This is a genomic window from Streptomyces incarnatus, from assembly GCF_001027185.1.
In the GTDB taxonomy this organism is placed as follows: Bacteria; Actinomycetota; Actinomycetes; order Streptomycetales; family Streptomycetaceae; genus Streptomyces; species Streptomyces puniciscabiei.
In genome coordinates this window covers 5,164,081-5,187,272 of the sequence record NZ_CP011497.1, presented here as the reverse complement: position 1 = coordinate 5,187,272, position 23,192 = coordinate 5,164,081, and the positions used below count along the sequence as shown (strand labels likewise).

Sequence of the window (23,192 nt, the reverse complement as noted above, 5' to 3'; positions counted from 1 at the left end):
GCCGGCGCGCCGACCGCCGTCGCAGCCGCCCCGCGCGACTGCCGTTCCACAGGAAGCCCGACGTTCACCACGGCCCGCCCGATCTTTTGCGATTAGCCAACCTTTTCACAGCCATGACGGCGTATCGGCAGGAATGGACCATCCGCCCGGCTTAGGCTCCCATGCGATGAACCGTCTCCGTGTCAACTCCGGTCCGGTCCCCGGCGTCACCGCCCTCTGGCTCGCCACCCGCGCGCTGATGCTGTGGCTGCTCACCCACGACAGCGCCCCGCTGCTCGGCGGGGGGACGGTGGCCCGTGAGGTGTGGTGGCTGTACGGCGACTGGTACGGCGTCCTCGCACACGGCTCGTTCCCGGCGCACGACACGCTGTGGCAGTACCCGCCGGGCGCCGGAGTGGTGCTGCTGGCGCCGCGCCTGCTGCCGTGGCTGACGTACTTCCAGGCGTTCGTCGTACTCACGCTGGCCATGGACGCGCTGGTCACGGCGGCGCTGACCCGCGCGGGCCAGCTTCCCGGGCGCAGCCCGCTCGGCGCGGTCCTGTGGGCGGGCGGCCTGCCGCTGCTGCTGCACCTCCCGCTCGCCCGGTACGACGTCCAGGTCACCGCCCTGGCCGTGCTCTCGCTGCTCGCGGTGGGCCGCTCTGCGCGCGCGGCCGGGGTCTGGGGAGCGCTGGGCGCACTGGTGAAGGTGTGGCCCGCGCTGGTGCTCCTGGGCACACCCCGGGGGCCGGCCACGCGCCGGGCCTGGGGGTGGGCGGCGGCCACCGGCGCCGTCGCCCTCGCTGTGCTCGCCGCGCTGTTCGCCCATCCCCTGTCCTTTCTGCGGGAGCAGGGCGGACGGGGCGTGCAGATCGAGTCGCTCGGCGGTACGGCGCTGAACCTGGCCCGGCACGCCGGCTGGCCCGGCCGCGCGCGCTACCGGTACGGCGCCACCGAGCTGGTCGGCCCGCATGTGCAGGCGGTCGCCACCGCCTCCCTCGCGCTGACGGCGGCCGCGTTCGCGCTGCTGGTGGTGTGGCGGACGCGGGCGCGGCGGTGGAGCGAGGCCACGCCGTTCGACGCGGCGCTGTGCGCGGTGCTGCTGTTCACGGTCACCAGCCGGGTGATCAGCCCGCAGTACATGATCTGGCTGCTCGGGCTCGCGGCGGTGTGCCTGACCTCGCGGCACACCAGCCAGCGGCCGGTGGCGGCGCTGCTCGTGGCGGCGGCGGCGCTGAGCGCCCTGGTGTTCCCGATGAACTACGGCGAAGTGATCGACGGCACATGGACCGGCTGTCTGCTGATGCTGGCCCGCAATGGGATCCTGGCGGTCGCGTCCGCGCTGTCGCTCCTCCGGTTGTGGCGTTCGACACACACCGAGGAAAAGACTCCGCAGAAAACGGAACCCCGGCCCGATTCCGACCGTCTTCCGGACCGGGCGCTAAGCCTCTCTTAACAGGGTATTACCGAACATTTCTACGCTCCCGGCCTGTGGACCCGATGCGATCAGACTCGACTGACACACCCGATACAGCAGGTACCGCCGAGTCGCCGCGCCCGGCGCAGGTCGGTGTCGTCGTCATCGGCTACAACGACCTTACCCATGTGGGTGACGCCGTGCGCTCCGCGCTCGCGCAGGGACCGGCGGTCGCCGAGGTCGTCGCCGTGGACGACTGCTCCACGGACGGCAGCGCCGAGCTGCTCGACCGGCTGGCCGCCGACGAGCCCAGGCTGCGGGTGGTGCACCGGAGCGAGAACAGCGGCGGCTGCGGCAGCCCGCGCAACGCCGGGATCGACGCCGTGACCACGCCGTACGTGATGTTCCTGGACAGCGACGACGTGCTGCCGCCCGGTGCAGTGGACGCGCTGCTGGCGGCGGCCACCGAGGCGCGCGCCGAGGTCGCGAGCGGGCTGTGCGTCCGCCGGGAGCTGCCCTCGGGGCGCGAGCAACCCTGGCAGGCGCCCCTCTACACGGCGCACACCGTCCTCGCGCGCCCCTCCCAGCGCCCGCGCCTGGTCCACGACACGCTGTGCGTCAACAAGCTGTACCGCACCGACTTCCTGCGCGAGCACGGCATCCGCTTCCCCGAGGGCCGCTTCCTCTACGAGGACATCGTCTTCACCGCGCGCATACTCGCCGCCGGCCCGCGCATCGCGCTCGTACCGGACCGCGTGTACGTGTGGCATGTGCGCCGTGCCGCCGAGCAGCTGTCGCTCTCGCTGGACCGGGAGCACATCGACAACTGGAAGGCGCGCGTGGAGGCGTGCACGCTGGCGTACGAGATCCTGCTGGGCGCCGGGCAGAAGGAGCTGGCGCGGGCGGCGCGGGCCAAGTTCCTCGACCACGAGGTGCGCATGTACGCCCGCGAGCTGGGGTTGCGCGACGCGCAGTACCGGAGCGCGTGGTGGGCGCACACCCGGGAGTACCTCGCGGGCTACGACGCCGCCGACTGGGAGCTGAACCCGGGCGCCCCGGGCCGGCTGCTGGCGCGGGTCGTCATGGAGTCGCCCGAGCCCCGGGACCTGCCCCGGCTGCGCGAGCTGGCCGCCCGCCCGGCGCGCCTGCTGCCGCCCTACGCCAGCACTCCCGACGGTGTCCCCGTCTGGGCCGCCGACCTCCCCCAGGTCACCCTCACACCGCTCCTGACCCGCCCCACCGCTCTGCTCCCGGTGGCGGTCGACGCGGAACTGCGGCCACGCGCGCGTGCCTCGCTGCTCCATCTGCGGCTGCACGAGCTGTACGGCAGGGTGGCCGAGGCGGGCCCGCGCGAGGTGGACGTGGAGTGGCAGTCCCGGGAAGACGAGGAGCAGAGACGGGGGCGTACGACGGTTCCGCTCACGCCCTCCGGCGCGGAGACCGGCACGGCGACCGAGGGAGAGACCGGCGCGGGGAGCGGACGGGAGACCGGCGCGGGGAGCTGGACGGCCGAGCTGCCCGTCGATCTGGCCGGTCTCGGCGCCGGTACCTGGGACCTGCGGCTGACCGTGCGCTTCGCCGACGGCGCGGAGCGGGAGGTGACGGGGCACGCCCTGACGGGCGCCGGCCGGCTGCGCCGGCGCGCCGTCCCGAGCGTCCGGCACGGCGTGCTCCTGGTGCAGCCGTACGCCACGCACTCCGGCGCACTTGCCGTACGCCTGGCGACCGGGGTAGGCGGGGTGGTGCAGGTGGCGCGCAACCGGCTCCGGCGCCTGCTTCACTGAGACGCCCGCCGGTTCACGCGGGACACCCGCCACTTCACCGGGACACCCCCTGATCCGAGGGAAACCCGGTGATCCGAGGGAACACCCGCCGACCCGGCGGGACGCCCACTGCTTCACTGAGAGACGCCCGCTGCTCCACCGAGCGGCTGAACGGGCCAACTGACGAGGAGACGGCCGCAATGACCTGGCTGATCACCGGCGGTGCCGGATACATCGGGGCACACGTCGTACGGGCGATGACCGAGGCGGGCGAGCGCACGGTCGTCTACGACGACCTGTCCACGGGCGTCGCCGAGCGCGTGCCGGCGGAGGTCCCCCTGGTGCGGGGCTCGGTGCTGGACGCGGAGCTTGTGGCCCGCACGCTCGCCGAGCACGAGATCAGCGGGGTCGTGCATCTGGCGGCGAAGAAGCAGGTGGGCGAGTCGGTGGAGCGCCCGCTGCACTACTACCGGGAGAACGTCGAGGGCCTGCGGGTCCTTCTGGAGGCGGTGACGCGGGCGGAGATCGGGGCCTTCGTCTTCTCCTCCTCGGCCGCCGTCTACGGCATGCCGGACGTCGACCTGGTGACCGAGGAGACCCCCTGCCGGCCGATGTCCCCCTACGGCGAGACCAAGCTGGCCGGCGAGTGGCTGGTCCGCGCCACGGGCCGGGCGACCGGCATGTCCACGGCGTCGCTGCGCTACTTCAACGTGGCGGGCGCGGCCGCCCCCGAATACGCCGACACCGGCGTGTTCAATCTCATCCCCATGGTCTTCGAGAAGCTCACCGAGGGCGCGGCGCCGCGCATCTTCGGCGACGACTACCCGACGCCGGACGGCACCTGCGTGCGTGACTACATCCATGTGGTCGACCTGGCCGAGGCCCACGTCACCGTCGCCCGCGCCCTGGCCTCCTCCCCCGGCACCGACCTGACCCTCAACATCGGCCGCGGCGAGGGTGTGTCGGTGCGCGAGATGATCGACCGCATCAACGCGGTCACCGGCTACGACCGCGCCCCGACCGTCACCGCGCGCCGCCCCGGCGACCCCGCACGCGTGGTCGCCTCCGCCGCGCGCATCGCCACCGAGCTGGGCTGGCAGGCCAAGTACGACGTCCAGGACATGATCACCTCGGCCTGGGAGGGCTGGGTGCACCACCATCCGGAGGCGGCGCGGTCCTGAGGCTCCGCGGGGTGAGCAGTCCCGGAGTCCTCGCACGCGCGGCCGGCGCCGTGCTCGGCTCCGCCGTCGGCGACGCGCTCGGGGCGCCCTTCGAGTTCGGCCCCGAGGGCGCCTTCTCCGCCCGTTTCCCCCGCCCCGGACACGGCGGCGAGATGTGCGGAGGCGGCGGCTGGGAGCCGGGCGAGGCGACGGACGACACCCAGATGGCGGTCCTGATCGCCGAGTCGCTGCGGGACCGCGGCGGCCTGGACCTGCCGGACGTGTTCCACCGCTTCCAGCGCTGGGCGGCGGCCGATCCGAAGGACATCGGCCTCCAGACGGAGGCGGTCCTGACCGGCGGCGACCCCTGGGACACGGCCGCCGCCCGGCACTTCCGGACCAGCCAGCGGGCAGCGGGCAACGGCGCGCTGATGCGAGCGGCCCCCTCAGCGGTCCACTTCGCCCACGCCGGCCGCGCGACCACCATGGACGCCGCCCGCCGCCTCGCCGCGCTCACCCACGGCGACCGCGCGGCCTGGGAGGGCACGGCGGCGCTGCACGAGCTGATCCGCGTCGCCCTGACGGGAGACGACCCGCTCAGCGCCGTACCGGCGACGCTGCTCGCCGTCCACCCCGACCACCGACGGCGCTACGCGGTGGTCCTCTCCCCCGACTGGCACCCCGACCAGGCCACCGAGTTCAACGGCGCGGTCTGGCCATGTCTGGGCTCGGCGGTGTGGGCGCTGCGGACGACGACGTCGTACGAGGAGGCGGTCCGTGCGGCCATCGACCTCGGCGGGGACACGGACACGGTGGCGGCGGTCACGGGGGCGCTGGCAGGGGCGGTGTACGGGGTCGGCTCGATACCGGCCCGCTGGACCGGGCCTCTGCACGTGCCACTGCCGGGATTCGGCAGCCGGGTACTGCGCGCGACGGACCTGGCCGAACTCGCCGTGAAGCTCACAACGCCTTGAGCGCCCCCGCCGTGGCCCGGGCCAGGTTGGCCAGGTAGCCCTTGGGGAGCTTCGGGGAGCGGATGACCACCGCGCGCCAGTACAGCGGGCCGGAGATCACGTCGAGGGCGAGGTCGGGGTCGACGCCCGCGCGCACCTCACCCCGCTCCTCCGCCGCCGCCACGATCTTGCTGGCCACGCCCTCCTGCCCGTCCCGCAGGGCCTTCTGGAAGGCGTCGGCGATGTCGGGATTGCGGGCCGCCTCCGCCTGGAGGTCGGGGACGATCTGCGAGGCGACCGGATGGCGCAGGGCGCGGGAGGTGACCTCGTACAGGAGGCGGAGGTCGCCCTCCAGGGAGCCGGTGTCCGGTACCGGCAGGCCCAGCACCGCCATCGCCGACACCACGTCCAGGACGAGGTGCAGTTTCGAACGCCAGCGCCGGTACACCGCGGTCTTGCCCACCCCGGCCCGCCGCGCGATGCCCTCGATGGACATCCGCGCGTATCCCACGGCCGCGAGCTCCTCGAAGACCGCGGCCCGGATGGCCTCGGTCACATCCTCCCGGAGTACGGCGGCCCCGGCGGGGGTCCGGCGCGGACGCGTCGTCGGGTCGTCGGCGTTCGTCGTCATGACGCACAGCATAGGGCGTAACGACGAAACGGTTGCGTTCCGACGTCGATTGGTTCTACCCTCGCCGTTGCGACGATACGGTCCCGTCCCGACGTAAGAGAACGTGAAGAGAAACGTAAGGAAACGTCGGACCGGTGACCGTGCGCCCCGGCAGCCGGCCGGGCCGCGGCATCCCCTCCCCCCGAGCGAAAGCAGCGGATGTGAGCCAGGTCCTCGACACACCGCCCCCCACCCAGGCCCCGGCCGACGACGACCTCGCGGCACTGGCCGCCCGGCACGGCCTGACGGTCAGCGGCGCCCGCCCCTCCCTGCCGGAGTACGTCCGCCAGCTGTGGGCCCGGCGCCACTTCATCACCGCCTTCGCCACCGCCAAGCTCACCGCCCAGTACAGCGAGGCGAAGCTCGGCCAGATCTGGCAGGTCATGACCCCGCTGCTGAACGCGGCGGTCTACTACTTCATCTTCGGTGTGCTGCTGGGCACCAGCCACGGAGTGAAGGACTACGTCCCGTTCCTGGTCACCGGCGTGTTCATCTGGACGTTCACGCAGAGCTCGATCCAGGTCGGCACCCGCGCGATCTCCGGCAACCTGGGCCTGGTTCGCGCCCTGCACTTCCCGCGCGCCGCCCTGCCGATCTCCTTCTGCCTCCAGCAGCTCCAGCAGCTGCTGTTCTCCATGACCGCACTGGTCGTCATCCTGCTCTGCTTCGGCATCCCGGTCGCCGCCTCCTGGCTGCTCGCGATCCCGGCACTGGTGCTGCAGTTCGTGTTCAACGCCGGCATGTCGCTGATCATGGCGCGCTGGGGTGCCAGGACTCCGGACATCGCCCAGCTGATGCCATTCATCCTCCGCACCTGGATGTACACGTCCGGCGTGATGTGGAGCATCAGCAAGCTCACCAAGAAGGACCACCTGCCGCACATCGTGACGGTCCTGCTGGAGACCAACCCGGCTGCGGTCTACATCGACCTCATGCGGTACGCGCTGATCGACAGCTTCCACGCCAAGCAGCTCCCCCCGCACGTGTGGCCGACGGCGATCGGCTGGGCGCTGGTCGCCGGCGTCGGCGGCTTCATCTACTTCTGGAAGGCTGAGGAGAGGTACGGCCGTGGCTGAGCAGACACCCGGGAACCCCGAGAACCCCAAGAACCCCGAGCGCTCCGCGAACCCTGACGGGACCGCCGAGGAGACCCCCGACGAGCGCATGATGCGGGAGCGGCTCGAGCGCCTCTCCAGGGCCGAGAAGATCCCCACCGTCGTGTGCGACGGCGTCGACATCGTCTACCGCGTCAACGGCACCGGCTCCGGCCGCGGCTCCGCCACCGCCGCCCTCAACCGCATCCTGCGCCGCAAGCAGGCGGAGAAGGCGGCCGGTGTGCGCCGGGTGCACGCGGTGAAGAACGTGTCGTTCGTCGCCTACAAGGGTGAGGCGATCGGCCTGATCGGCACCAACGGCTCCGGCAAGTCCACGCTGCTCAAGGCCGTCGCCGGCCTGCTGCCGGTGGAGAACGGCCACATCTACACCCATGGCCAGCCGTCCCTGCTCGGCGTCAACGCGGCCCTGATGAACGACCTCACGGGCGAACGCAACGTCTACCTCGGCGGGCTCGCCATGGGCATGTCCCGGGAGCAGGTCAAGGAGCGCTACCAGGACATCGTCGACTTCTCCGGCATCAACGAGAAGGGCGACTTCATCACCCTTCCGATGCGCACGTACTCCTCCGGTATGGCCGCCCGGCTGCGCTTCTCCATCGCCGCCGCCAAGGACCACGACGTGCTGCTGATCGACGAGGCCCTGGCCACCGGCGACCGCAGGTTCCAGATGCGCTCCGAGGAGCGGATCCGCGAACTGCGCGCGACAGCGGGTACGGTCTTCCTGGTCAGCCACAACAACAAGTCGATCCGCGACACCTGCGAGCGGACCATCTGGCTGGAGCGCGGCGAACTGCGCATGGACGGGCCGACCGAGGACGTCATGAAGGAGTACGAGGCCTTCACCGGCGACAAGAGCGACAAGAAGGTGCAGGGTAAGAAGGCGGCGTAGAAGTTACCGGGAGGGAAACCGCGCGCGGCGGAACTCCATCTTCCTCTCTGGGCCCTCTCTTACCCGCTCAGCGGTTATCCCTTTCATCCGCTTAGTGACAATATGTTATGAAGACTGGCCCGAACCCTAGATCCAAAGGAGTCCACTGCGATGCCCCAACTCAGCGTCATCGTCTACGGACCGAACGCACAGGGGCATCTGACAGAGTTGCTGGACTCTCTGGAGGCCCATCCGCTGACCGATGCCGAGGTGATCGTCGCGGCGGTCGGTGACTGGGCGCGCGAGGCCGCCGAGGGCCACGCTCCCGAGACGGTGGTCGTGCCGCTGCCGGACGGCACCGGTGACGCGGCGGCCCGGGCCGCCGGCGCCGCCCGCGCGACCGGCCGCTGGCTGCACTTCGTCCACGCCAAGGACAGCCTGCCGGCGGGCGCCCCGCGGCTGATCGCCGAGCGGACCGCCGAGCTGGACGCCGCTGACACCGATGGCGCAACGGGCGCGGACATTCTGCTCCTCGACCACGTCACCACCACCTGGCAGACCGCCGGCACCCCCTCCCGCGACGGCCGGCTCCTCGCCGCCGTCGGCCGCGCGAGCCTGCCCCTGGACGAGGCCGCCGACCTGCTGCGCCTCACCCCGCTGCTCGGCAACCGGGTGCTGCGCGCCGAGTTCTGGCGGGCGCACGAGGAGCACCTCACCACCGGCGACGAACCGCAGGCCGCCCACGCCGCCCTGCTGCTCGCCGGCCGTGTCGCCTGCCTGAACCAGGCGGCGTACGAAAGCCGTGAACTGCGCCCCGAGAGCCTGCCGCCGCTCGCCCCCGAGGACCGGTTCGACCTGATCGAGCGCTACGAGTCGCTGCTCGCGCTCGCCAAGGACCGCCGCGCCGCCCGCGTGGCGCTGTACGACCTGATGATGCGCGACCTCGTGCGCACCTTCGCCGGGGAGAACCTGCCCGACGCGGTCGCCCGCGAGTTCTTCCGCCGCGCCTCCCTCGCCGCGGTCCGCTGGCGCCCCGAGAACCACGAGCACCCGGCGGGCGTGGAGGGCGTACGGCACTCCCTGCTGGAGGAGGGCGCGTACACCAAGTACCGCGCGTTCCAGGCCGCCAACCGCACCCGCCGCGCCGCCAAGAAGGCCGTACGGACCCGGAAGAAGCAGGTCGGCGCCAAGCTCCGCGACCAGCAGTACCGCCGCGCCCTGAACCAGCCGGTCAATCCGAACCTGGCCGTGTTCGCCGCCTACTGGGAGCGCGGTGTGGCCTGCAACCCGGCCGCGATCGCCGCCAAGCTGCGCGAACTCGCCCCGCACATCCACCCGGTGTGGGTGGTGTCGAAGAGCAACGAGGCCCTGCTGCCGCCCGGCACCGACCATGTGATCCCCGGCACCCGCCGCTACTGGGAGACCCTGGCCACCGCCAAGTACCTCGTCAACAACGTCAACTTCCCCAACGCGGTGGTCAAGCGCCCCGACGCGATCCACCTCCAGACCCACCACGGCACCCCGCTCAAGCGCATGGGCCTGGACCAGATGGAGCACCCGGCCGCCGCGAAGGGCCTCGACTTCGACGCCCTGCTGGCCCGCATCGACAAGTGGGACTACAGCGTCAGCGCCAACAGCCACTCCACCCGCATGTGGGAGCGCGCCTACCCGGCCCGCTTCACCTCGCTGGACTACGGCTACCCGCGCAACGACGTCTTCTACTCGGCCACGGCCGCCGACGTCCGCGCCGCCCGCGAGCGCCTCGGCATCCCGCCCGGCAAGACGGCCGTCCTGTACGCGCCCACGCACCGCGACTACGAGGCCGGCTTCACCCCGCGCCTGGACCTCGCGGCCCTCGCCGACCGCCTCGGCGAGGACACCGTGCTGCTGGTCCGCGCCCACTACTTCTACGGCGGCGCCGCCTCCCCGCTGACCGGCCTGCGCCGCTCCGGCCGGATCATCGACGTCTCCTCCTACGACCCCGTCGAGGAGCTGTGCCTGGCCGCCGACGCGCTGGTCACGGACTATTCGTCCATCATGTTCGACTACGCCAACCTCGACCGCCCGATCGTCGTCTACGCCGACGACTGGGAGACCTACCGGACCACCCGGGGCGTCTACTTCGACCTCATGACCGACCACCCCGGCCAGGTCGCCCGCACCCAGGAGGAGCTGACGGAGATCTTCGCCTCCGGCGCCTGGCGCGACGAGAGCGCGGCCAAGGCGCGGGCCGCCTTCCGGCGCAGGTTCTGCGAGTACGACGACGGCCGCGCCGCCGAGCGGGTCGTACGACGGGTGTTCCTGGGCGAGCCGGAGGAGTCCCTGCCACCGGTGATCCCGCTCGAGGAACGCACCCCCGCCCCGACCCCCGAGGAGGCCTCGGCATGACGACCCCCGACGTGACGGTGACGGTCATCGTCTACAACGACGCCGCCCGCCTGCCCCGGGCGGTCGCCTCGCTGCGCGCGCAGACGCACGCGAACATCGAGATCATCATCAGCGACGACCACTCGACGGACAACACGCCCGAGGTGGCGCGCCGCCTGGAGGCGCAGGACGACCGCGTCCGCTACCTCCGGCTGCCGGAGAACAGCGGCGGCTGCAGCGCCCCGCGCAACCGGGCCATCGACATCGCCCGGGCGCCGTACCTGATGTTCCTCGACAGCGACGACGAACTGACGCCCCGCGCGGTCGAGTTGCTGCTCGCCGCGCACCGCGAGCGCGAGGTGGACTTCACCATGGGCGCGGTGCGCCGGCACCGGGTGGACACCGGCCGCCGCACGACGTGGATGCCGCACCTCGTCGCCGAGCGCCGCACGGTGGAGGGCATCGACGCGGACCCCCGCCTGCTCTTCGAGCACCTGTCGACGAGCAAGATGTACGCGCGCTCCTTCCTGGACCGCCACGAACTCCGCTTCCCGGAGGGCATCCACTACGAGGACCAGCTGTTCTCGGCGCAGTCGTACTGCCTGGCGAAGGCGTTCACGATCATTCCGGACCCGGTGTACATCTGGTACATCGACCCGTACGCGGCGGCCGCGGCGGCCTCGATCTCCAACCAGCGGCACAAGGTCACCAACGTCCGCGACCGTGTCCATGTCCAGCGCCTGATCGACGACTTCCTGGTGGAGAGCGGGCACGCGGGGCTGCGCGAGGACAAGGACTTCAAGTTCCTCAAGCACGACTTCCGGATGTACGCCGGCGACCTGCCCTACCGGGACGAGGAGTGGCTGGCCGCCTTCGCGGACATCATGAATCCCTACCTGGACACGCTGTCCGACGGCGCGTACGTCCGGCTGCCCCGGCAGGAGCGGGTGGTGCTGGAGCTGCTGCGGGAACGCCGGCTGGACGAGCTCGGGCTCGCGGCACGCGGGCTCGGGCATCCGGTGGCGCCGCGGCAGGTCACGGCCGACGCGGCGGGAGTGCCGTACTGGGGCGACAGCGTGCCCTCGTCCGACCGCGGCCGCCGTGAACTGGCCGTGCCCGACCTGGAGTTGGACACGCGTCCGTTCCCGAGCGCGCTGTTCCGGCACGAGATCGTCGAGCTGACGCCCGGCCGGGGGGCCTCCCTCACGCTGGCCATCCGCACGTACGACCCCGGGCTGCGCCTCCCTGTCGGCCCGCAGCGCGCCGGCCTGATCCTGTCGCCGGGCAACCGCCGCATGACGGTGCCCTTCCGCCTGGACCCGGTCAGCCCCGGTGTCTTCGAGGGCACGGTCCACCTGGACCTGACCGAGGCCCCGCTGCCCCTGCAGGGCTTCGCGGGCGTACGGCACCCCCTGGTCCGTCTCCATCAGCAGGGCCTGGCCAACTCCGGTCTCCTGCTGGCCCCGCCGGACTTCCCCACGCTCACCGCCCGCATCGAGTACCGCTCCGGTGCGACCCCGCACGAGCTCACCGTCGAACCGGAGGGCCGCAACCCCGGCCGCCTGCAGCTCCGCTGGCAGCCGGTCGGCGTCACGGCCCGCGTCATCCGCCCGGTCGTCCAGAAGGTGGCCCGCCCGAAGGTCCGCAAGGCAGCGAAGCTGCTGTCGAGCGTGCTGCGGTAAGAGGGGGCCGGTTCGAAGCGCCGTCGGGGTGAGGGCGCGTGGACGACTGCGGGCCCGTGGGAGGCGAAGCGCCGTTGCACTGACGGCGCATGGCCGGCTGCGGGCCCGTCGTGGCTGGTCGCGCAGTTCCCCGCGCCCCTTACGGGGCGCTGCGGCGCCGGCGCCTTCGAAGCACCGCCGCCGCTGCGGGCAGTCGTGCCGCTTGGGGCGGCACGGGTGGGCGGTGGGGGTCCCCCCGCTCGAGCGAAGCCGAGAGTGGGGGAGGCACCCCGCGAGCGCGGCCAGCGAACCCCCCGTTGGCCAGCCGTAACTCAGGGCTGCACTCGGTACAGGACCTGTGAGGCTGGACCGACCGTCACCTTCCGAAGGCCCGGTCCCGCCAGGCTCCTCGGACCCACGACCCACTTCACGTCGTACTGGCGCAGAATCCCGGCCCGGTCGGCAGCAGACGTCCCCGCGGCGAAGTAGCGGGCAACCGCGTCCTCCCGCCGCGCAGAGTCCTTCAGGAACACGTCCGGATACCCCGGCGCCACGGTGTACGCCCCGTACGCGGGGATCTGCCGCGCCGGAGTCGTCCGGGCCATCACCACGTCCCCGTACTTCACCCACGGCGTGATCCAGTGGTACCCCACCCACGGCGTCCGGTACTTCGCGGCGACAACGGAGGGCAGCGCGGCACGGCCCGTCACATAGCCGAGCGTCCCCACCTGCGTCCACGCACCGACGACCAGCGCGGCGCCCAGCACACACGCCCAGCCCGCACGCACCGCCCGCCGCCCGGCCGAGACGACCTCCAGCGCGGCCGCGAGCTGCGCCGGGATCAGCGCGGCGGGCAGGGCGCGGCCCCAGGAGTAGTGGCCGGACAGCCCGCCCGCGGCGAACACCAGCACGCCCAGCAGGAAGAACAGCACCAGCGGGTCCCAGCGGTCCCGCCGCCACCGCAGCACCAGCGCCGCCACCCCGAGCAGCACCAGGCCGAACCGCGCGGGAAGGTCCTCGTACAGCGGCTTGTGGATGGCCTCCAGGTCCGCACCGGCGGAGAAGAGGGAGAAGAAGTCGTAGTACGGCCACAGCCACAGCAGGAGCATGCCCAGGGCGAGCGCGCCGGCCAGCCGCAGCAGCACCGGGCGGGCCGGCCGCGCCGCGATCACCATCGCCAGCGCGCCCAGTGAGGCCACGACGCCGGTGAACTGGTGGCACAGCAGGACCAGCGCCCAGAGCACACCGAGCCACAGCCACCTTCCCCACGCGGCCTCCTCCCGCGTCGCGCGCGTGACCCAGGCCCAGAAGTGGAAGGTGAGGCCGAGCGCGAAGACGCTGGGGTACGACACCGTCAGCGCGAGGGAGTTCAGGCCCAGGAAGCCGGACCAGTTGAACAGCAGCGGGCCCCAGAGGAAGAGCAGGCTGAGCAGGGCCAGGGCGGGGGCCGCGCGGTGGGCGCTGAGCGTGCGGACGTACCGCCAGACCCCGGTGACCAGCAGGGACAGGCCGACCAGCGCCGCGAGCCGCAGCACCACGAACACCGACAGGCCGGTCACCTTGGCGACCAGGCCCAGGACCAGCATCCACGGCGAGTAGTAGGGGCTCGGCGTATCCGCGTCGACCAGCGGGTTGCCGGGATGGAACAGGTTGTGGCTCAGGCGCTGGACGGTGGCCGCGTGCATGCCGAGGTCGCCCGCCCAGGGCAGGCGGACGATCACGAGGAGCAGCAGCACCACGACGAGCGCGGCGGCGGCCTGCGGCAGCGCCCGGCCGGCCCGCGCGGCGCCCTGCGGTGACTGTGTGCGGCTCACCGGTTCGATGTCAGACGGTGCGGTGTGCATCGTGCTGGAACACCCACGTGCGGTAGACGAGGAATCGGAAGGCGGAGGCGAGCACGATCGACAGTGCCTTCGCCCCATTCGACTCCAGCACGCTGTGCAGGCCGAAACCGTGGTAACCGACCCAGAACAGGCCGATTTCCATCACGACACCGAGGCCGCTGAAGACGAAGAACAGGATGATCTGGCTGCGGGTGCGCGAGGACCGGTCGCGATAGGCGAAATAGCGGAATCCCGCGTAATTCGTCACCATGGCGATACAGCTGGCCAGGACGTTCGCGGTCATCGCCTGCCAACCCAGGCCGTGCAGCAGCAGGTTGAAGATCAAGAAATTGACGAGGACACCGCTGCCGCCGACGATCCCGAATTTCACGACCTCCAGCACCGCACGCGTGACGGGCCGCCGGGCCGGAGCCGGGGCCGGCGCGGGTGCCGGTGCTGGTGCCGGTCGGGTCTCGGTGAGTTGAACAGTCACACCGCAGACCCTATCCGAAGGCCATCGTTTAGCAGGAAACAGTAAATTCGTTGATCTTGTTTGGCTAATCCTCGGCAAGAAACGGAACGCCCCGGGCCGGTTCGTCGTCGGCCCGGGGCGCTCTCAACCGCCGTACGGCTGCGCGCTCACCGTCGTACGGCTACGAATGCGTGCGCAGCAGCGTCCGCATCGTCCGCATCGCCACCGACAGGTTGGCGAGGTCGAAGGTCTCCGAACCGCGGATCTCCTCGAGGGTGGTGCGCGCCCGGCTCAGGATGGGCGCGTTCCGCTGCTCCCAGGCCTTGAACCGCTGCTCGGGCGTGGACGTGCCGTTTCCGGCCGCGAGGACGTCCGCGGTGAGCCCCGCGTGCGCCGCGTACAGGTCCTCGCGGATGGAGGCGCGGGCCATGGACTGCCAGCGGTCGTTGCGGGGCAGCTCGATGATGCGGTCCATCAGCTGGGTGATGCTGAGGCGGTCGGCGAGGTCGTAGTAGACCTCGGCGACGTCCAGCGGCTCCTTGCCCGTGCGGTCGGCCACCGACACGATGTCGAGCGCCGGGAAGGCGGAGGAGAACCCGGCCACGCGCGTGGCGAGTTCGTCCGGGACACCGGCCGCGGACAGCTCGTCGTACACGTGCTGGTACCACTCCAGGTCCGCGCCCTTGAGCAGCTTCGGCAGCTCCTGCCAGACCCTCTCGACCCGCTCGGCGAAGAACTCGACCGTCTCGGCGAGCTGCAGCGGCTGCGGCCGGTTGTTGAGCAGCCAGCGCGTGCCGCGCTCGACGAGGCGCCGCGAGTGCAGCCGGATCCGGGTCTGCACGGCCGCGTCGACCTTGTTGTCCAGGGCCTCCACCGCGTCCCACACCGGTGCCGAGCAGAAGATCGCGCGGGCCGCGGTCTGGGCGCGGACGATCTCCTCCAGGGAGGCACCGGTCTCCTCGCGCAGGCGGTGCAGATACGTCGTACCGCCCGTGTTGACCGTGTCGTTGACCAGCACGGTCGTGGTGATCTCGCGGCGCAGCGGGTGGTTGTCGACCGCGTCCGCGAACCGCTCGCGCAGCGCCGTCGGGAAGTAGGCGTGCAGCAGGCTGCGCAGGTACGGGTCGTCCGGCAGCGAGGTGTGCAGCAGCTCCTCGGCGACCGTGATCTTCGTGTACGCCAGCACGACCGCGGTCTCCGGGCTGGTGAGGCCCTGGCCCTGGCCGAGGCGCTCGCGGATCTGGCGGTCGGTGGGCAGGAACTCCAGCGCCCGGTCCAGGTGGCCCTCGCGCACCAGGTGGCGCAGGAACCGCTGCTGGGCGTGGAGCATGTCCTTGGCCTGGAACAGGGCGTTGGCCAGGGCGGTGTTCTGCGCGTAGTTGTTGCGCAGGACCAGCGCGCCGACCTCGTCGGTCATCTCGGCGAGCAGCTTGTTGCGCTGCTTGACGGTCATGTCGCCGTCCGCGACCAGGCCGTTCAGCAGGATCTTGATGTTCACCTCGTGGTCGGAGGTGTCCACGCCGGCGCTGTTGTCGATCGCGTCGGTGTTGATCTTGCCGCCGTGCATGGCGAACTCGATCCGGCCGAGCTGGGTCAGACCCAGGTTGCCGCCCTCGCCGACGACCTTGACCCGGAGGTCCTTGCCGTCGACCCGGATGGCGTCGTTGGCCTTGTCGCCGACGTCCGCGTTCGACTCGACGGACGACTTCACGTACGTGCCGATGCCGCCGTTCCACAGCAGGTCGACCGGCGCCTGGAGGATCGCCTTCATCAGGTCGGCCGGGGTCATCTTGGTGACCTTGCCCTCGATGCCGAGGGCCTCGCGGATGTGGGCGTTGACCGGGATCGCCTTGGCGCTGCGCGGGAAGATCCCGCCGCCCGCCGACAGCAGCTCGGTGTTGTAGTCGGCCCAGCTGGAGCGGGGCAGCTCGAACAGCCGGCGGCGCTCGGCGTAGGAGGTCGCCGCGTCCGGGGTCGGGTCGATGAAGATGTGCCGGTGGTCGAAGGCGGCGACCAGGCGGATGTGCTCGGACAGCAGCATGCCGTTGCCGAACACGTCACCGGACATGTCGCCGATGCCGACGACCGTGAAGTCCTCGGACTGCGTGTCCACGCCCAGCTCACGGAAGTGCCGCTTGACGGACTCCCAGGCGCCGCGCGCGGTGATGCCCATGCCCTTGTGGTCGTAACCGGCCGAGCCGCCGGAGGCGAAGGCGTCGCCGAGCCAGAAGTTGTACTTCTCGGCGACCCCGTTGGCGATGTCCGAGAAGGTCGCGGTGCCCTTGTCGGCGGCGACGACCAGGTAGGTGTCGTCGCCGTCGTGCCGGACCACGTCCTGCGGCGGCACGACCTCGCCGGCGACCATGTTGTCGGTGATGTCGAGCAGGCCCGAGATGAACATCTTGTAGCTGGCGATGCCCTCGGCCAGCCACGCGTCCCGGTCCACGCTCGGGTCGGGCAGCTGCTTGGCGACGAAGCCGCCCTTGGCGCCGACCGGCACGATGACGGTGTTCTTCACCATCTGCGCCTTGACCAGACCGAGGATCTCGGTGCGGAAGTCCTCGCGCCGGTCGGACCAGCGCAGGCCGCCTCGCGCGACCTTGCCGAAGCGCAGGTGCACGCCCTCGACCCGCGGCGAGTACACCCAGATCTCGTACGCCGGGCGGGGCGCCGGCAGGTCCGGGATGGCCTGCGGGTCGAACTTCATGGAGACGTAGTCGTGCGGCCGGCCGCCGTGCGCCTCCTGGAAGAAGTTCGTGCGCAGGGTCGCCTTGATGACGGTGAGGAAGGACCTGAGGATCCGGTCCTCGTCCAGGCTCGCCACCTGGTCCAGGGCCGCGTCCAGCTCCTCCAGCAGGGCGTCCGTGATCTCAAGACCGGCCTTCTGCCGGTCCGGCGACATCCGCGCCTCGAACAGGGAGACCAGCAGGCGGGTGGTGTGGACGTTGTTGCGGAGGGTGTCCTCCATGTAGTCCTGCGAGAAGGTCGAACCAGCCTGCCGCAGGTACTTGGCGTAGGCGCGCAGCACCATCGCCTGCCGCCAGGTCAGCCCGGCGCTCAGCACGAGCGCGTTGAAGCCGTCGTTCTCCGCCTTGCCGGTCCAGGTCGCGGCGAAGGCCTCCTGGAAGCGTTCGCGCGCGTCGTCGGCGAGGTGGTCGCCGCCGGCCGCCGTGGGCATCCGCAGACCGAAGTCGTAGATCCAGGCGGTGGTGCGGTCCGCGCAGCGCAGCTCGTACGGCCGCTCGTCGGTGACCTCGACGCCGAGGCGGCTGAGCACCGGCAGCACCTTGGAGAGGGAGACGGTGCCGCCCTTCTGGTAGATCTTGAACCGGCGCTCCTCCGGACCGGCACCCACCGGCTCGTACAGGCTCAGGCTGAAGGTCTTGTCCTCGCTGAGCTGCTCCAGGTGGACCAGGTCGGCGACCGCGGCGCGCGGGGTGTGGTCGGCCTTGTAGCCCTCGGGGAAGGCGTGGTTGTAGCGGCGCAGCACCTCGGCCGCGCGCTCCTCGCCGCACTCGGCGGTCAGCGCCTCGGCGAACGCGTCGGCCCAGGACCGGGCGGCCTCGACCAGGCGGGCCTCGATCCGTTCCTTGTCGGCGTCCGACATCTCGGGCAGCACGGTGCCCGGCGGGACACGGACGACGAAGTGCAGCCGGGAGAGGATCGACTCGGTGTTCCAGGCGGTGAAGTCGACGCTGACGCCGCCGAGCTCCTCCTTCAGGATGTCGATGATCCGCAGCCGGACACCGGTGGTGTAGCGGTCGCGCGGGAGGTAGACGAGGGCCGAGTAGTAGCGGCCGTACTCGTCCTGGCGCAGGTAGAGCCGCAGGCGCCGCCGCTCCTGCAGGTACAGGACGCTGGTCACGATGGACTGCAGCTCGGCGACGGGCGTCTGGAACAGCTCGTCGCGCGGGTAGGTCTCCAGGATCTGCAGCAGGTCGCGGCCGTCGTGGCTGTTGGGGGAGAACCCGGCGCGCTCGAGGACCTCGTCGACCTTGCGGCGGATGACGGGGACCCGGCGGACGGACTCGGTGTAGGCGGCCGAGGAGAACAGACCGAGGAAGCGCCGCTCCCCGACCACGTTCCCGTCCGCGTCGAACTTCTTGACGCCGATGTAGTCCAGGTACGACGGCCGGTGCACGGTGGCCCGGCTGTTGGCCTTGGTCAGCACGAGCAGCTTGTGCTCGCGGGCCTTGGCGCGGGCGTCCGCCGGAAGCCGCTCGAAGGAGGGGCTGACCGGGTGCTGCTCGTCCTCGGCGTGGTGCGGGTCGGAGCGCAGGATGCCGAGGCCGGTGCCGGGCACGGCGGCGAGCGTGTCGTCCTCGCGCAGCTGGTACTCGCGGTAGCCGAGGAAGGTGAAGTGGTCGTCGGCCAGCCAGCGCAGCAGCTCGCGGGCCTCCTCGACCTCGGGCGAGGGGAGGTCGCCCGGGGCGGGCTCGCTCGGCAGCTCGTCGGCGATCCGGGTCGCCGTGCTCCGCATCTTCTCCCAGTCCTCGACGGCCTCGCGCACGTCGGACAGCACGCGCAGCAGATCGGCGGTGATCTGCTTCAGGTCGGCGCGGTCGGTCTCCCGGTCGATCTCGACGTGGATCCAGGACTCGAAGTGCGCGTCGTGCGGCAGGTCACCGCTCGGCGGGGTCGGCAGGACCTCGATCAGCTTGCCGGTCAGGTCGCGCCGGACCACGAACTGCGGGTGGACGACGACATGGATGCCGCGCCCGCGCCGGGTCAGCTCATTGGTGACCGAGTCGACGAGGAAGGGCATGTCGTCGGTGACGACCTCCACGACCGAGTGGCTGCAGGTCCACCCGTTCTCCTCGACGGTCGGGGTGTGTACCCGCACGTTCGCCGTGCCCTGGGGGCGCATCTCGGCGAGACGGTAGTGCGAGACCGCGGCGCCGAAGACGTCGACCGGGTCGCGGTCGGTGAGGTCTTCCGGGGCGGTGTGCAGGTAGTAACGCTGGAGGAACGCGAGCACGGACTCGCTGTCCGGGGTGCCCGGGGAGCCCTCGCCCTCGGTCCCGGTCGGTAGATACCCCCCGACCGGGCTGTTCTCAGCTACCCGGGCAGCCCTCTCGAGCAGCTCGGCCTTGGCTTCGTCCAGCTTGGTCTGCATTGTCCTCTGACTCCTGTCGCGCGCCGTTGCGTGACGTAGAAGGAAGTACGGTCTCTTTCCCACCGGCTCGACGCCACGGCCCGGGGTGTCCGGTCCGCTTCGACGCTATGCCGCGAGGTGAGATGAGCGGGGGGAATTCGGCCATTCTCGACACGCCCGTCGGGTGTGACGCCGGTCTCGGCGCCGTCGTGTCCAGGGTTGTCCTCGGCGTCCCGGAGGCTCCCACGGCCCCGTCCCGCCCGCGAAGACCAGCGACCGCCGCCCGGTCACGGAGGTGTTCCGTGCAACCCGGGCGCAGGGCAGGAGCAGGATCGCCCCCGCGAGATATCGCGCTGATCACGCCACAAGGCTATCGCTCCTTACCGGGGGCCCGTCATGAGCCGTATGTGTACAAAACCGAGGGGTGAAGTTTGACGTTCTGCACAGGGGTGGGCCGGGGCGTGGTGACGTATTCGGTCGGGTGGGGTCCGTGGGGTTTGGGAGGGCGGCGGCGTGGGCCGGTGTGGGGTGGCACGCGCATGCCGGGACGGGCGAGGGGCGGGTGCCCTGATGTGGCGGCGGGCGACCCTGATGCGGTGGCGGGCGTCCGGTCCGCGCGGTGGCGGGCGTCCGGTCCGCGTGGCGGCGGGCGTCCGGTCGCGCCGGCGGGGCCCTGACCGCAATCTGAGAACAGGGCACCCTGCCGCCAGGTGAGGCCCCGGCGCTCGCCCGAGGGGGCCGGAACCGCGTCGGCCCCCCTTGGCAAGCACGCCCGGTGTTGGCACGTTGCCCAGGGACAGTGCGTCCCGCCCAGGAGTGCACCAGGAGTGCAGGAGCACCCAGCACCGGAGTACCCGGAGGAGCCGACATGCCCGCGAAGATCCTGATCGTCACCGGCGACGCCGCGGAGTCCCTGGAAGTCCTCTACCCCTACCAGCGCCTGCGCGAGGAAGGCTACGAGGTCCATATCGCGGCCCCCTCCCGCAAGACCCTCCGCTTCGTCGTCCACGACTTCGAACCCGGCTACGACACCTACACCGAGAAGCCCGGCTACACCTGGCCCGCCGACCTGGCCTTCGCCGACGTGGACCCCGGCGAGTACGCGGCCCTCGTCATCCCCGGCGGCCGGGCCCCCGAGTATCTGCGCAACGACCCCGAGCTCCGCAAGATCCTCAAGGCGTTCTTCGACTCCGACCGGCCGGTCGCCCAGATCTGCCACGGCCCGCTGCTCACCGCGGCGATCGACAGCCTGCGCGGCCGCCGGGTCACGGCGTACCCCGCCCTGGAGCCGGACATGCAGGCAGCCGGTGCGAGCTTCCAGGACACCGAGGCCGTGGTCGACGGCACCCTGGTCTCATCCCGGGCCTGGCCCGACCATCCGGCCTGGATGCGCGAGTTCCTCCAGGTGCTCCGCTCGAAGGCACCGGCGAGCTGAGGGGCGGCCGGCGGCGTCTCGCCGTGGTGGTCGTGGTACGCCGCCGGGTTGCCGGTCCGCCGCGGCCACTCGCGCGGTTCCCCGCGCCCCCGGGAGCTGCACCGCGGTCGGCTCCGTGGCACCGGCCCCAAGAAACCCGGCGCCCACGGCTACGCCGCTATTCGCTCCGCTTCCTCCACCGCCTCGGCCAGCGTGTCCACCACCGGCACCCCCACTTCCTCGAGGCTGGCCCGGCTGTGCGACCCCCCGGTGTACAGCACGGCCCGCGCGCCCACACCCCGCGCGGCGACCGCGTCGTCCGCCGCGTCCCCGATCACCACGGTCCGCGCAGGCTCGACGACCCCGCTCAGCGCCTCCAGGTGCCGCACCATGTGCGCGGCCTTGCTCCCCCCGGACGGCCCCGTACGCCCGTCGACCCGCAGAAAGTGCGCCTCTATCCCGAACCCCCGCACGAGCGGCAGCAGCTCGTGGTGCACGTACATGCTCAGCAGTGACTGGCTGTGCCCCGACGACCGCCACCCCGCGAGCAACTCCTCCGCCCCCTCGGTCAGACGGCACCGCGCCCGGTGCTCGGCGTAGTACCGGTGGAAGACCCCGTCCATCAGCTCCCACTCGGCATCGGTCGGCAGCCGGCCGATCAGCCGCTCGTAGAACTTCGGCACCGGCACGCAGTACAGCGACCGGTACTGCTCCAGCGTGATCGGCGCGAGCCCCAGCTCGGCGAAGGCCGCGTTCGTCGCCCCGATGATCGCGTCATTGTCGTGGAACAACGTGCCGTTCCAGTCCCAGACGATGTGCGCGCTCCCGTTCATCCCCATGCCAAAAACCGTACCCGCCCCCACTGACAACGAGACCGGTCGGCGAATCCGCCCAGGTCAGACCGGGTCAGGCGAGTCCGACGAGGTTGGGGATCTCCTGCGTGGCGTACCACAGCAGCTCGTGATCGTCCGCGCCGTCCACGACGAACTGAGCGTCGTCGTCCCCGCCGTCGGCCGCCTCCAGCGCGTCCGCCGCCGCGGCCACGTCCTGCTCCGCGTCGTCGGCGTCCACGTGCACCGCGGCCGCCTTCGCGAGCGGCACCGTCACCGTCACGGTCACCTCGCCGAGGGCGGACGGGTCCAGGGCACGGTCCGGGTCGACGCTCGCGGCGCCGTCGGCCACGTCCACGGCGACCACGACCCGGCGCCGTACCGCACCCGGATCCGCCGCCAGGAGCCGCAGCGAGGCCAGCGCGGCCCGGCCGAGCGCCGCGTACTCCAGTTCCTCGATGTCCTCGGAGAGATACCACTCGCGCAGCGCGGGCGTGACGGCATACGCCATGAAGGGGCCGCTCCCCAGCTCACCCGTCTTGTGCGCCTCGGCGAGACCGGGGAGGGTCAGGGGGACGTAGACGCGCATGCTGGCCGCTCTTTCCTGCTCAAAGGCTCCGCTGAGGCCCCGGGAAGGTGTGCTGCCGGCGTCTCCCGGAGGGCCTTCAGGATACGTGCGCCCGTCCCCTTTCGGGTCTGTGCCCACGCCCCGGGAGCCGTCGACTCCGGATCACGCGTTCACGCGGCGACCCGCCGGACACCAGGGATCCGCGGCACCCGCCTCACTCGGATAGGTGAACGTCTGCGGACCGCCCGGCCGCGCCGCGCCTGCCTTGCCACCCCGCTCCCCGCCCCCGTACAAGATCCCCACCAGCGAGTTACCGCCCGGTATCAACCGGGCCCGCCGAACGGGGACCCCATGAACAAGGTCATGAGCCGCACCGCGCCCGAGGCGACGGCGAACCGCACCCCGCGCCACCGCCCGCCGACCCGCCACGACACCCGCCGCCCGGGCGGCACCCCGCCCCGGAAGCCGTCGATCAGGGGGAGGCACGGCATGCCACCGACCGCGCCCCGAAACACCGGCACGGCCCTCACCACGTCGGCGGCCACGGTTCCGCCGTCGCCTCAGTCCACGGCTCCCACCAGGCCGGAGACCAAGGCTCTGCCCACGCCGCAGACCCCGGCTCCCACCAGGCCGAAGCCCACCTTGCCCCCGGTACGCCCCACCGACGTCTTCGCCGACCGTCTGCTGGCCGTCCTGAGCGGTCAGCGGCCCGTCCACTGGATGCTCCGCCACACCGCCGGCCGCGCCTACGACGACCTGACCCGCCTCGCCGAACGCAGTCCCCTGCGCACGCGCGGAGCCCGCCCCGTCGTCCACGACATCGGCTACTACGTCCCCAGCGAGGGCGCTCTCGAGGTCTTCGCCCGCATCGCGGCCGGCGACCAACTCCGCGCCCTGGCCTTCCGCCTGGAACGCGGCCAGGACCGCCGCTGGCGCTGCACAGCGGTGGAAACGGGCCCCCGCCCCCAGCAACCGCCCCTGGACACCTGAGGGAGCGACGCCGAAGGGCCGGGCCCCCGAAAGGAAGCCCAGCCCTT

The 23,192-nt window shown here is 71.7% G+C and carries 16 protein-coding genes; 10 read left to right on the top strand and 6 right to left on the bottom strand.

Going from position 1 to position 23,192, the window contains the following annotated elements; all coding sequences use genetic code 11:
* Positions 1–166 precede the first annotated feature (166 nt).
* From ABB07_RS23330 to ABB07_RS23315, 4 genes are all read left to right on the top strand, one after another.
* Complete coding sequence (locus tag ABB07_RS23330) at positions 167–1,435, top strand: glycosyltransferase family 87 protein (RefSeq protein ID WP_208900533.1); 1,269 nt, start codon at positions 167–169, stop codon at positions 1,433–1,435.
* 44 nt (positions 1,436–1,479) lie between these two features.
* On the top strand, positions 1,480–3,180 hold the full coding sequence (locus ABB07_RS23325; protein ID WP_208900532.1) for a glycosyltransferase family 2 protein: 1,701 nt from the start codon (positions 1,480–1,482) through the stop codon (positions 3,178–3,180).
* A gap of 179 nt (positions 3,181–3,359) precedes the next feature.
* On the top strand, positions 3,360–4,340 hold the full coding sequence (gene galE / locus ABB07_RS23320; protein WP_208900531.1) for a UDP-glucose 4-epimerase GalE: 981 nt from the start codon (positions 3,360–3,362) through the stop codon (positions 4,338–4,340).
* Positions 4,341–4,351: 11 nt separating this feature from the next.
* Positions 4,352–5,293, top strand: a complete 942-nt coding sequence (locus ABB07_RS23315) for an ADP-ribosylglycohydrolase family protein (protein ID WP_208900530.1) — start codon at positions 4,352–4,354, stop codon at positions 5,291–5,293.
* On the opposite strand, the gene ABB07_RS23310 is transcribed toward ABB07_RS23315, so the two are convergent.
* Positions 5,280–5,903 (bottom strand): TetR/AcrR family transcriptional regulator, encoded by a 624-nt coding sequence (locus ABB07_RS23310; protein WP_208900529.1) that lies wholly within the window; start codon positions 5,901–5,903, stop codon positions 5,280–5,282. The two genes, ABB07_RS23315 and ABB07_RS23310, sit on opposite strands and share 14 nt — an antisense overlap.
* A gap of 200 nt (positions 5,904–6,103) precedes the next feature.
* Between ABB07_RS23310 and ABB07_RS23305 the strand changes: the two genes are divergently transcribed.
* The 4 genes from ABB07_RS23305 to ABB07_RS23290 all read left to right on the top strand — a co-directional run bounded on the left by ABB07_RS23305 (position 6,104) and on the right by ABB07_RS23290 (position 11,974).
* Positions 6,104–7,018, top strand: coding sequence for an ABC transporter permease (locus tag ABB07_RS23305; RefSeq protein ID WP_208900528.1), 915 nt, complete (start codon positions 6,104–6,106; stop codon positions 7,016–7,018).
* Between the two features lie 91 nt (positions 7,019–7,109).
* On the top strand, positions 7,110–7,946 hold the full coding sequence (locus tag ABB07_RS23300; protein ID WP_208903584.1) for an ABC transporter ATP-binding protein: 837 nt from the start codon (positions 7,110–7,112) through the stop codon (positions 7,944–7,946).
* 150 nt (positions 7,947–8,096) lie between these two features.
* Positions 8,097–10,313, top strand: a complete 2,217-nt coding sequence (locus ABB07_RS23295; protein WP_208900527.1) for a CDP-glycerol glycerophosphotransferase family protein — start codon at positions 8,097–8,099, stop codon at positions 10,311–10,313.
* Complete coding sequence (locus ABB07_RS23290) at positions 10,310–11,974, top strand: glycosyltransferase family 2 protein (protein WP_208900526.1); 1,665 nt, start codon at positions 10,310–10,312, stop codon at positions 11,972–11,974. The genes ABB07_RS23295 and ABB07_RS23290 overlap by 4 nt, the downstream gene beginning before the upstream one ends.
* 311 nt (positions 11,975–12,285) lie before the next feature.
* On the opposite strand, the gene ABB07_RS23285 is transcribed toward ABB07_RS23290, so the two are convergent.
* The 3 genes from ABB07_RS23285 to ABB07_RS23275 all read right to left on the bottom strand — a co-directional run bounded on the left by ABB07_RS23285 (position 12,286) and on the right by ABB07_RS23275 (position 19,364).
* A complete protein-coding gene (locus ABB07_RS23285) occupies positions 12,286–13,797 on the bottom strand; it encodes a hypothetical protein (RefSeq protein WP_425264754.1) in 1,512 nt (503 codons plus the stop codon).
* The gene (locus tag ABB07_RS23280) at positions 13,778–14,269 is read right to left on the bottom strand and encodes a GtrA family protein (RefSeq protein ID WP_244189480.1); all 492 of its coding nucleotides are present in this window, start codon (positions 14,267–14,269) and stop codon (positions 13,778–13,780) included. The genes ABB07_RS23285 and ABB07_RS23280 overlap by 20 nt, the downstream gene beginning before the upstream one ends.
* A gap of 160 nt (positions 14,270–14,429) precedes the next feature.
* Positions 14,430–19,364 carry an NAD-glutamate dehydrogenase gene (locus ABB07_RS23275; RefSeq protein WP_208900524.1) on the bottom strand — a complete coding sequence of 1,645 codons (4,935 nt, stop codon included), beginning with the start codon at positions 19,362–19,364 and terminating at the stop codon, positions 14,430–14,432.
* 847 nt (positions 19,365–20,211) lie between these two features.
* On the opposite strand from ABB07_RS23275, the gene ABB07_RS23270 reads away from it, so the two are divergent.
* A complete protein-coding gene (locus tag ABB07_RS23270; RefSeq protein ID WP_055704228.1) occupies positions 20,212–20,778 on the top strand; it encodes a DJ-1/PfpI family protein in 567 nt (188 codons plus the stop codon).
* Positions 20,779–20,927: 149 nt separating this feature from the next.
* On the opposite strand, the gene ABB07_RS23265 is transcribed toward ABB07_RS23270, so the two are convergent.
* Positions 20,928–21,596, bottom strand: a complete 669-nt coding sequence (locus tag ABB07_RS23265; protein WP_208900523.1) for an HAD family hydrolase — start codon at positions 21,594–21,596, stop codon at positions 20,928–20,930.
* A 67-nt stretch (positions 21,597–21,663) separates the two neighbouring features.
* Positions 21,664–22,176: a DUF6912 family protein gene (locus tag ABB07_RS23260; protein WP_208900522.1), complete on the bottom strand. Its 513-nt coding sequence runs from the start codon at positions 22,174–22,176 to the stop codon at positions 21,664–21,666.
* 330 nt (positions 22,177–22,506) lie between these two features.
* Here ABB07_RS23260 and ABB07_RS23255 point away from each other — a divergent pair, with 330 nt between their 5' ends.
* Positions 22,507–23,145 carry an Rv3235 family protein gene (locus ABB07_RS23255; RefSeq protein ID WP_208900521.1) on the top strand — a complete coding sequence of 213 codons (639 nt, stop codon included), beginning with the start codon at positions 22,507–22,509 and terminating at the stop codon, positions 23,143–23,145.
* Positions 23,146–23,192 lie beyond the last annotated feature (47 nt).

What these genes read in the sequence shown, in the direction of transcription:
- ABB07_RS23265 (WP_208900523.1), bottom strand. Translation starts at nt 21,596, where the DNA reads ATGGGGATGAACGGGAGCGCGCACATCGTCTGGGACTGGAACGGCACG.
- ABB07_RS23325 (WP_208900532.1), top strand. Translation starts at nt 1,480, where the DNA reads ATGCGATCAGACTCGACTGACACACCCGATACAGCAGGTACCGCCGAG.
- ABB07_RS23275 (WP_208900524.1), bottom strand. Translation starts at nt 19,364, where the DNA reads ATGCAGACCAAGCTGGACGAAGCCAAGGCCGAGCTGCTCGAGAGGGCT.
- galE (WP_208900531.1), top strand. Translation starts at nt 3,360, where the DNA reads ATGACCTGGCTGATCACCGGCGGTGCCGGATACATCGGGGCACACGTC.
- ABB07_RS23310 (WP_208900529.1), bottom strand. Translation starts at nt 5,903, where the DNA reads ATGACGACGAACGCCGACGACCCGACGACGCGTCCGCGCCGGACCCCC.
- ABB07_RS23290 (WP_208900526.1), top strand. Translation starts at nt 10,310, where the DNA reads ATGACGACCCCCGACGTGACGGTGACGGTCATCGTCTACAACGACGCC.
- ABB07_RS23270 (WP_055704228.1), top strand. Translation starts at nt 20,212, where the DNA reads ATGCCCGCGAAGATCCTGATCGTCACCGGCGACGCCGCGGAGTCCCTG.
- ABB07_RS23295 (WP_208900527.1), top strand. Translation starts at nt 8,097, where the DNA reads ATGCCCCAACTCAGCGTCATCGTCTACGGACCGAACGCACAGGGGCAT.
- ABB07_RS23255 (WP_208900521.1), top strand. Translation starts at nt 22,507, where the DNA reads ATGAACAAGGTCATGAGCCGCACCGCGCCCGAGGCGACGGCGAACCGC.
- ABB07_RS23260 (WP_208900522.1), bottom strand. Translation starts at nt 22,176, where the DNA reads ATGCGCGTCTACGTCCCCCTGACCCTCCCCGGTCTCGCCGAGGCGCAC.
- ABB07_RS23300 (WP_208903584.1), top strand. Translation starts at nt 7,110, where the DNA reads ATGCGGGAGCGGCTCGAGCGCCTCTCCAGGGCCGAGAAGATCCCCACC.
- ABB07_RS23330 (WP_208900533.1), top strand. Translation starts at nt 167, where the DNA reads ATGAACCGTCTCCGTGTCAACTCCGGTCCGGTCCCCGGCGTCACCGCC.
- ABB07_RS23285 (WP_425264754.1), bottom strand. Translation starts at nt 13,797, where the DNA reads ATGCACACCGCACCGTCTGACATCGAACCGGTGAGCCGCACACAGTCA.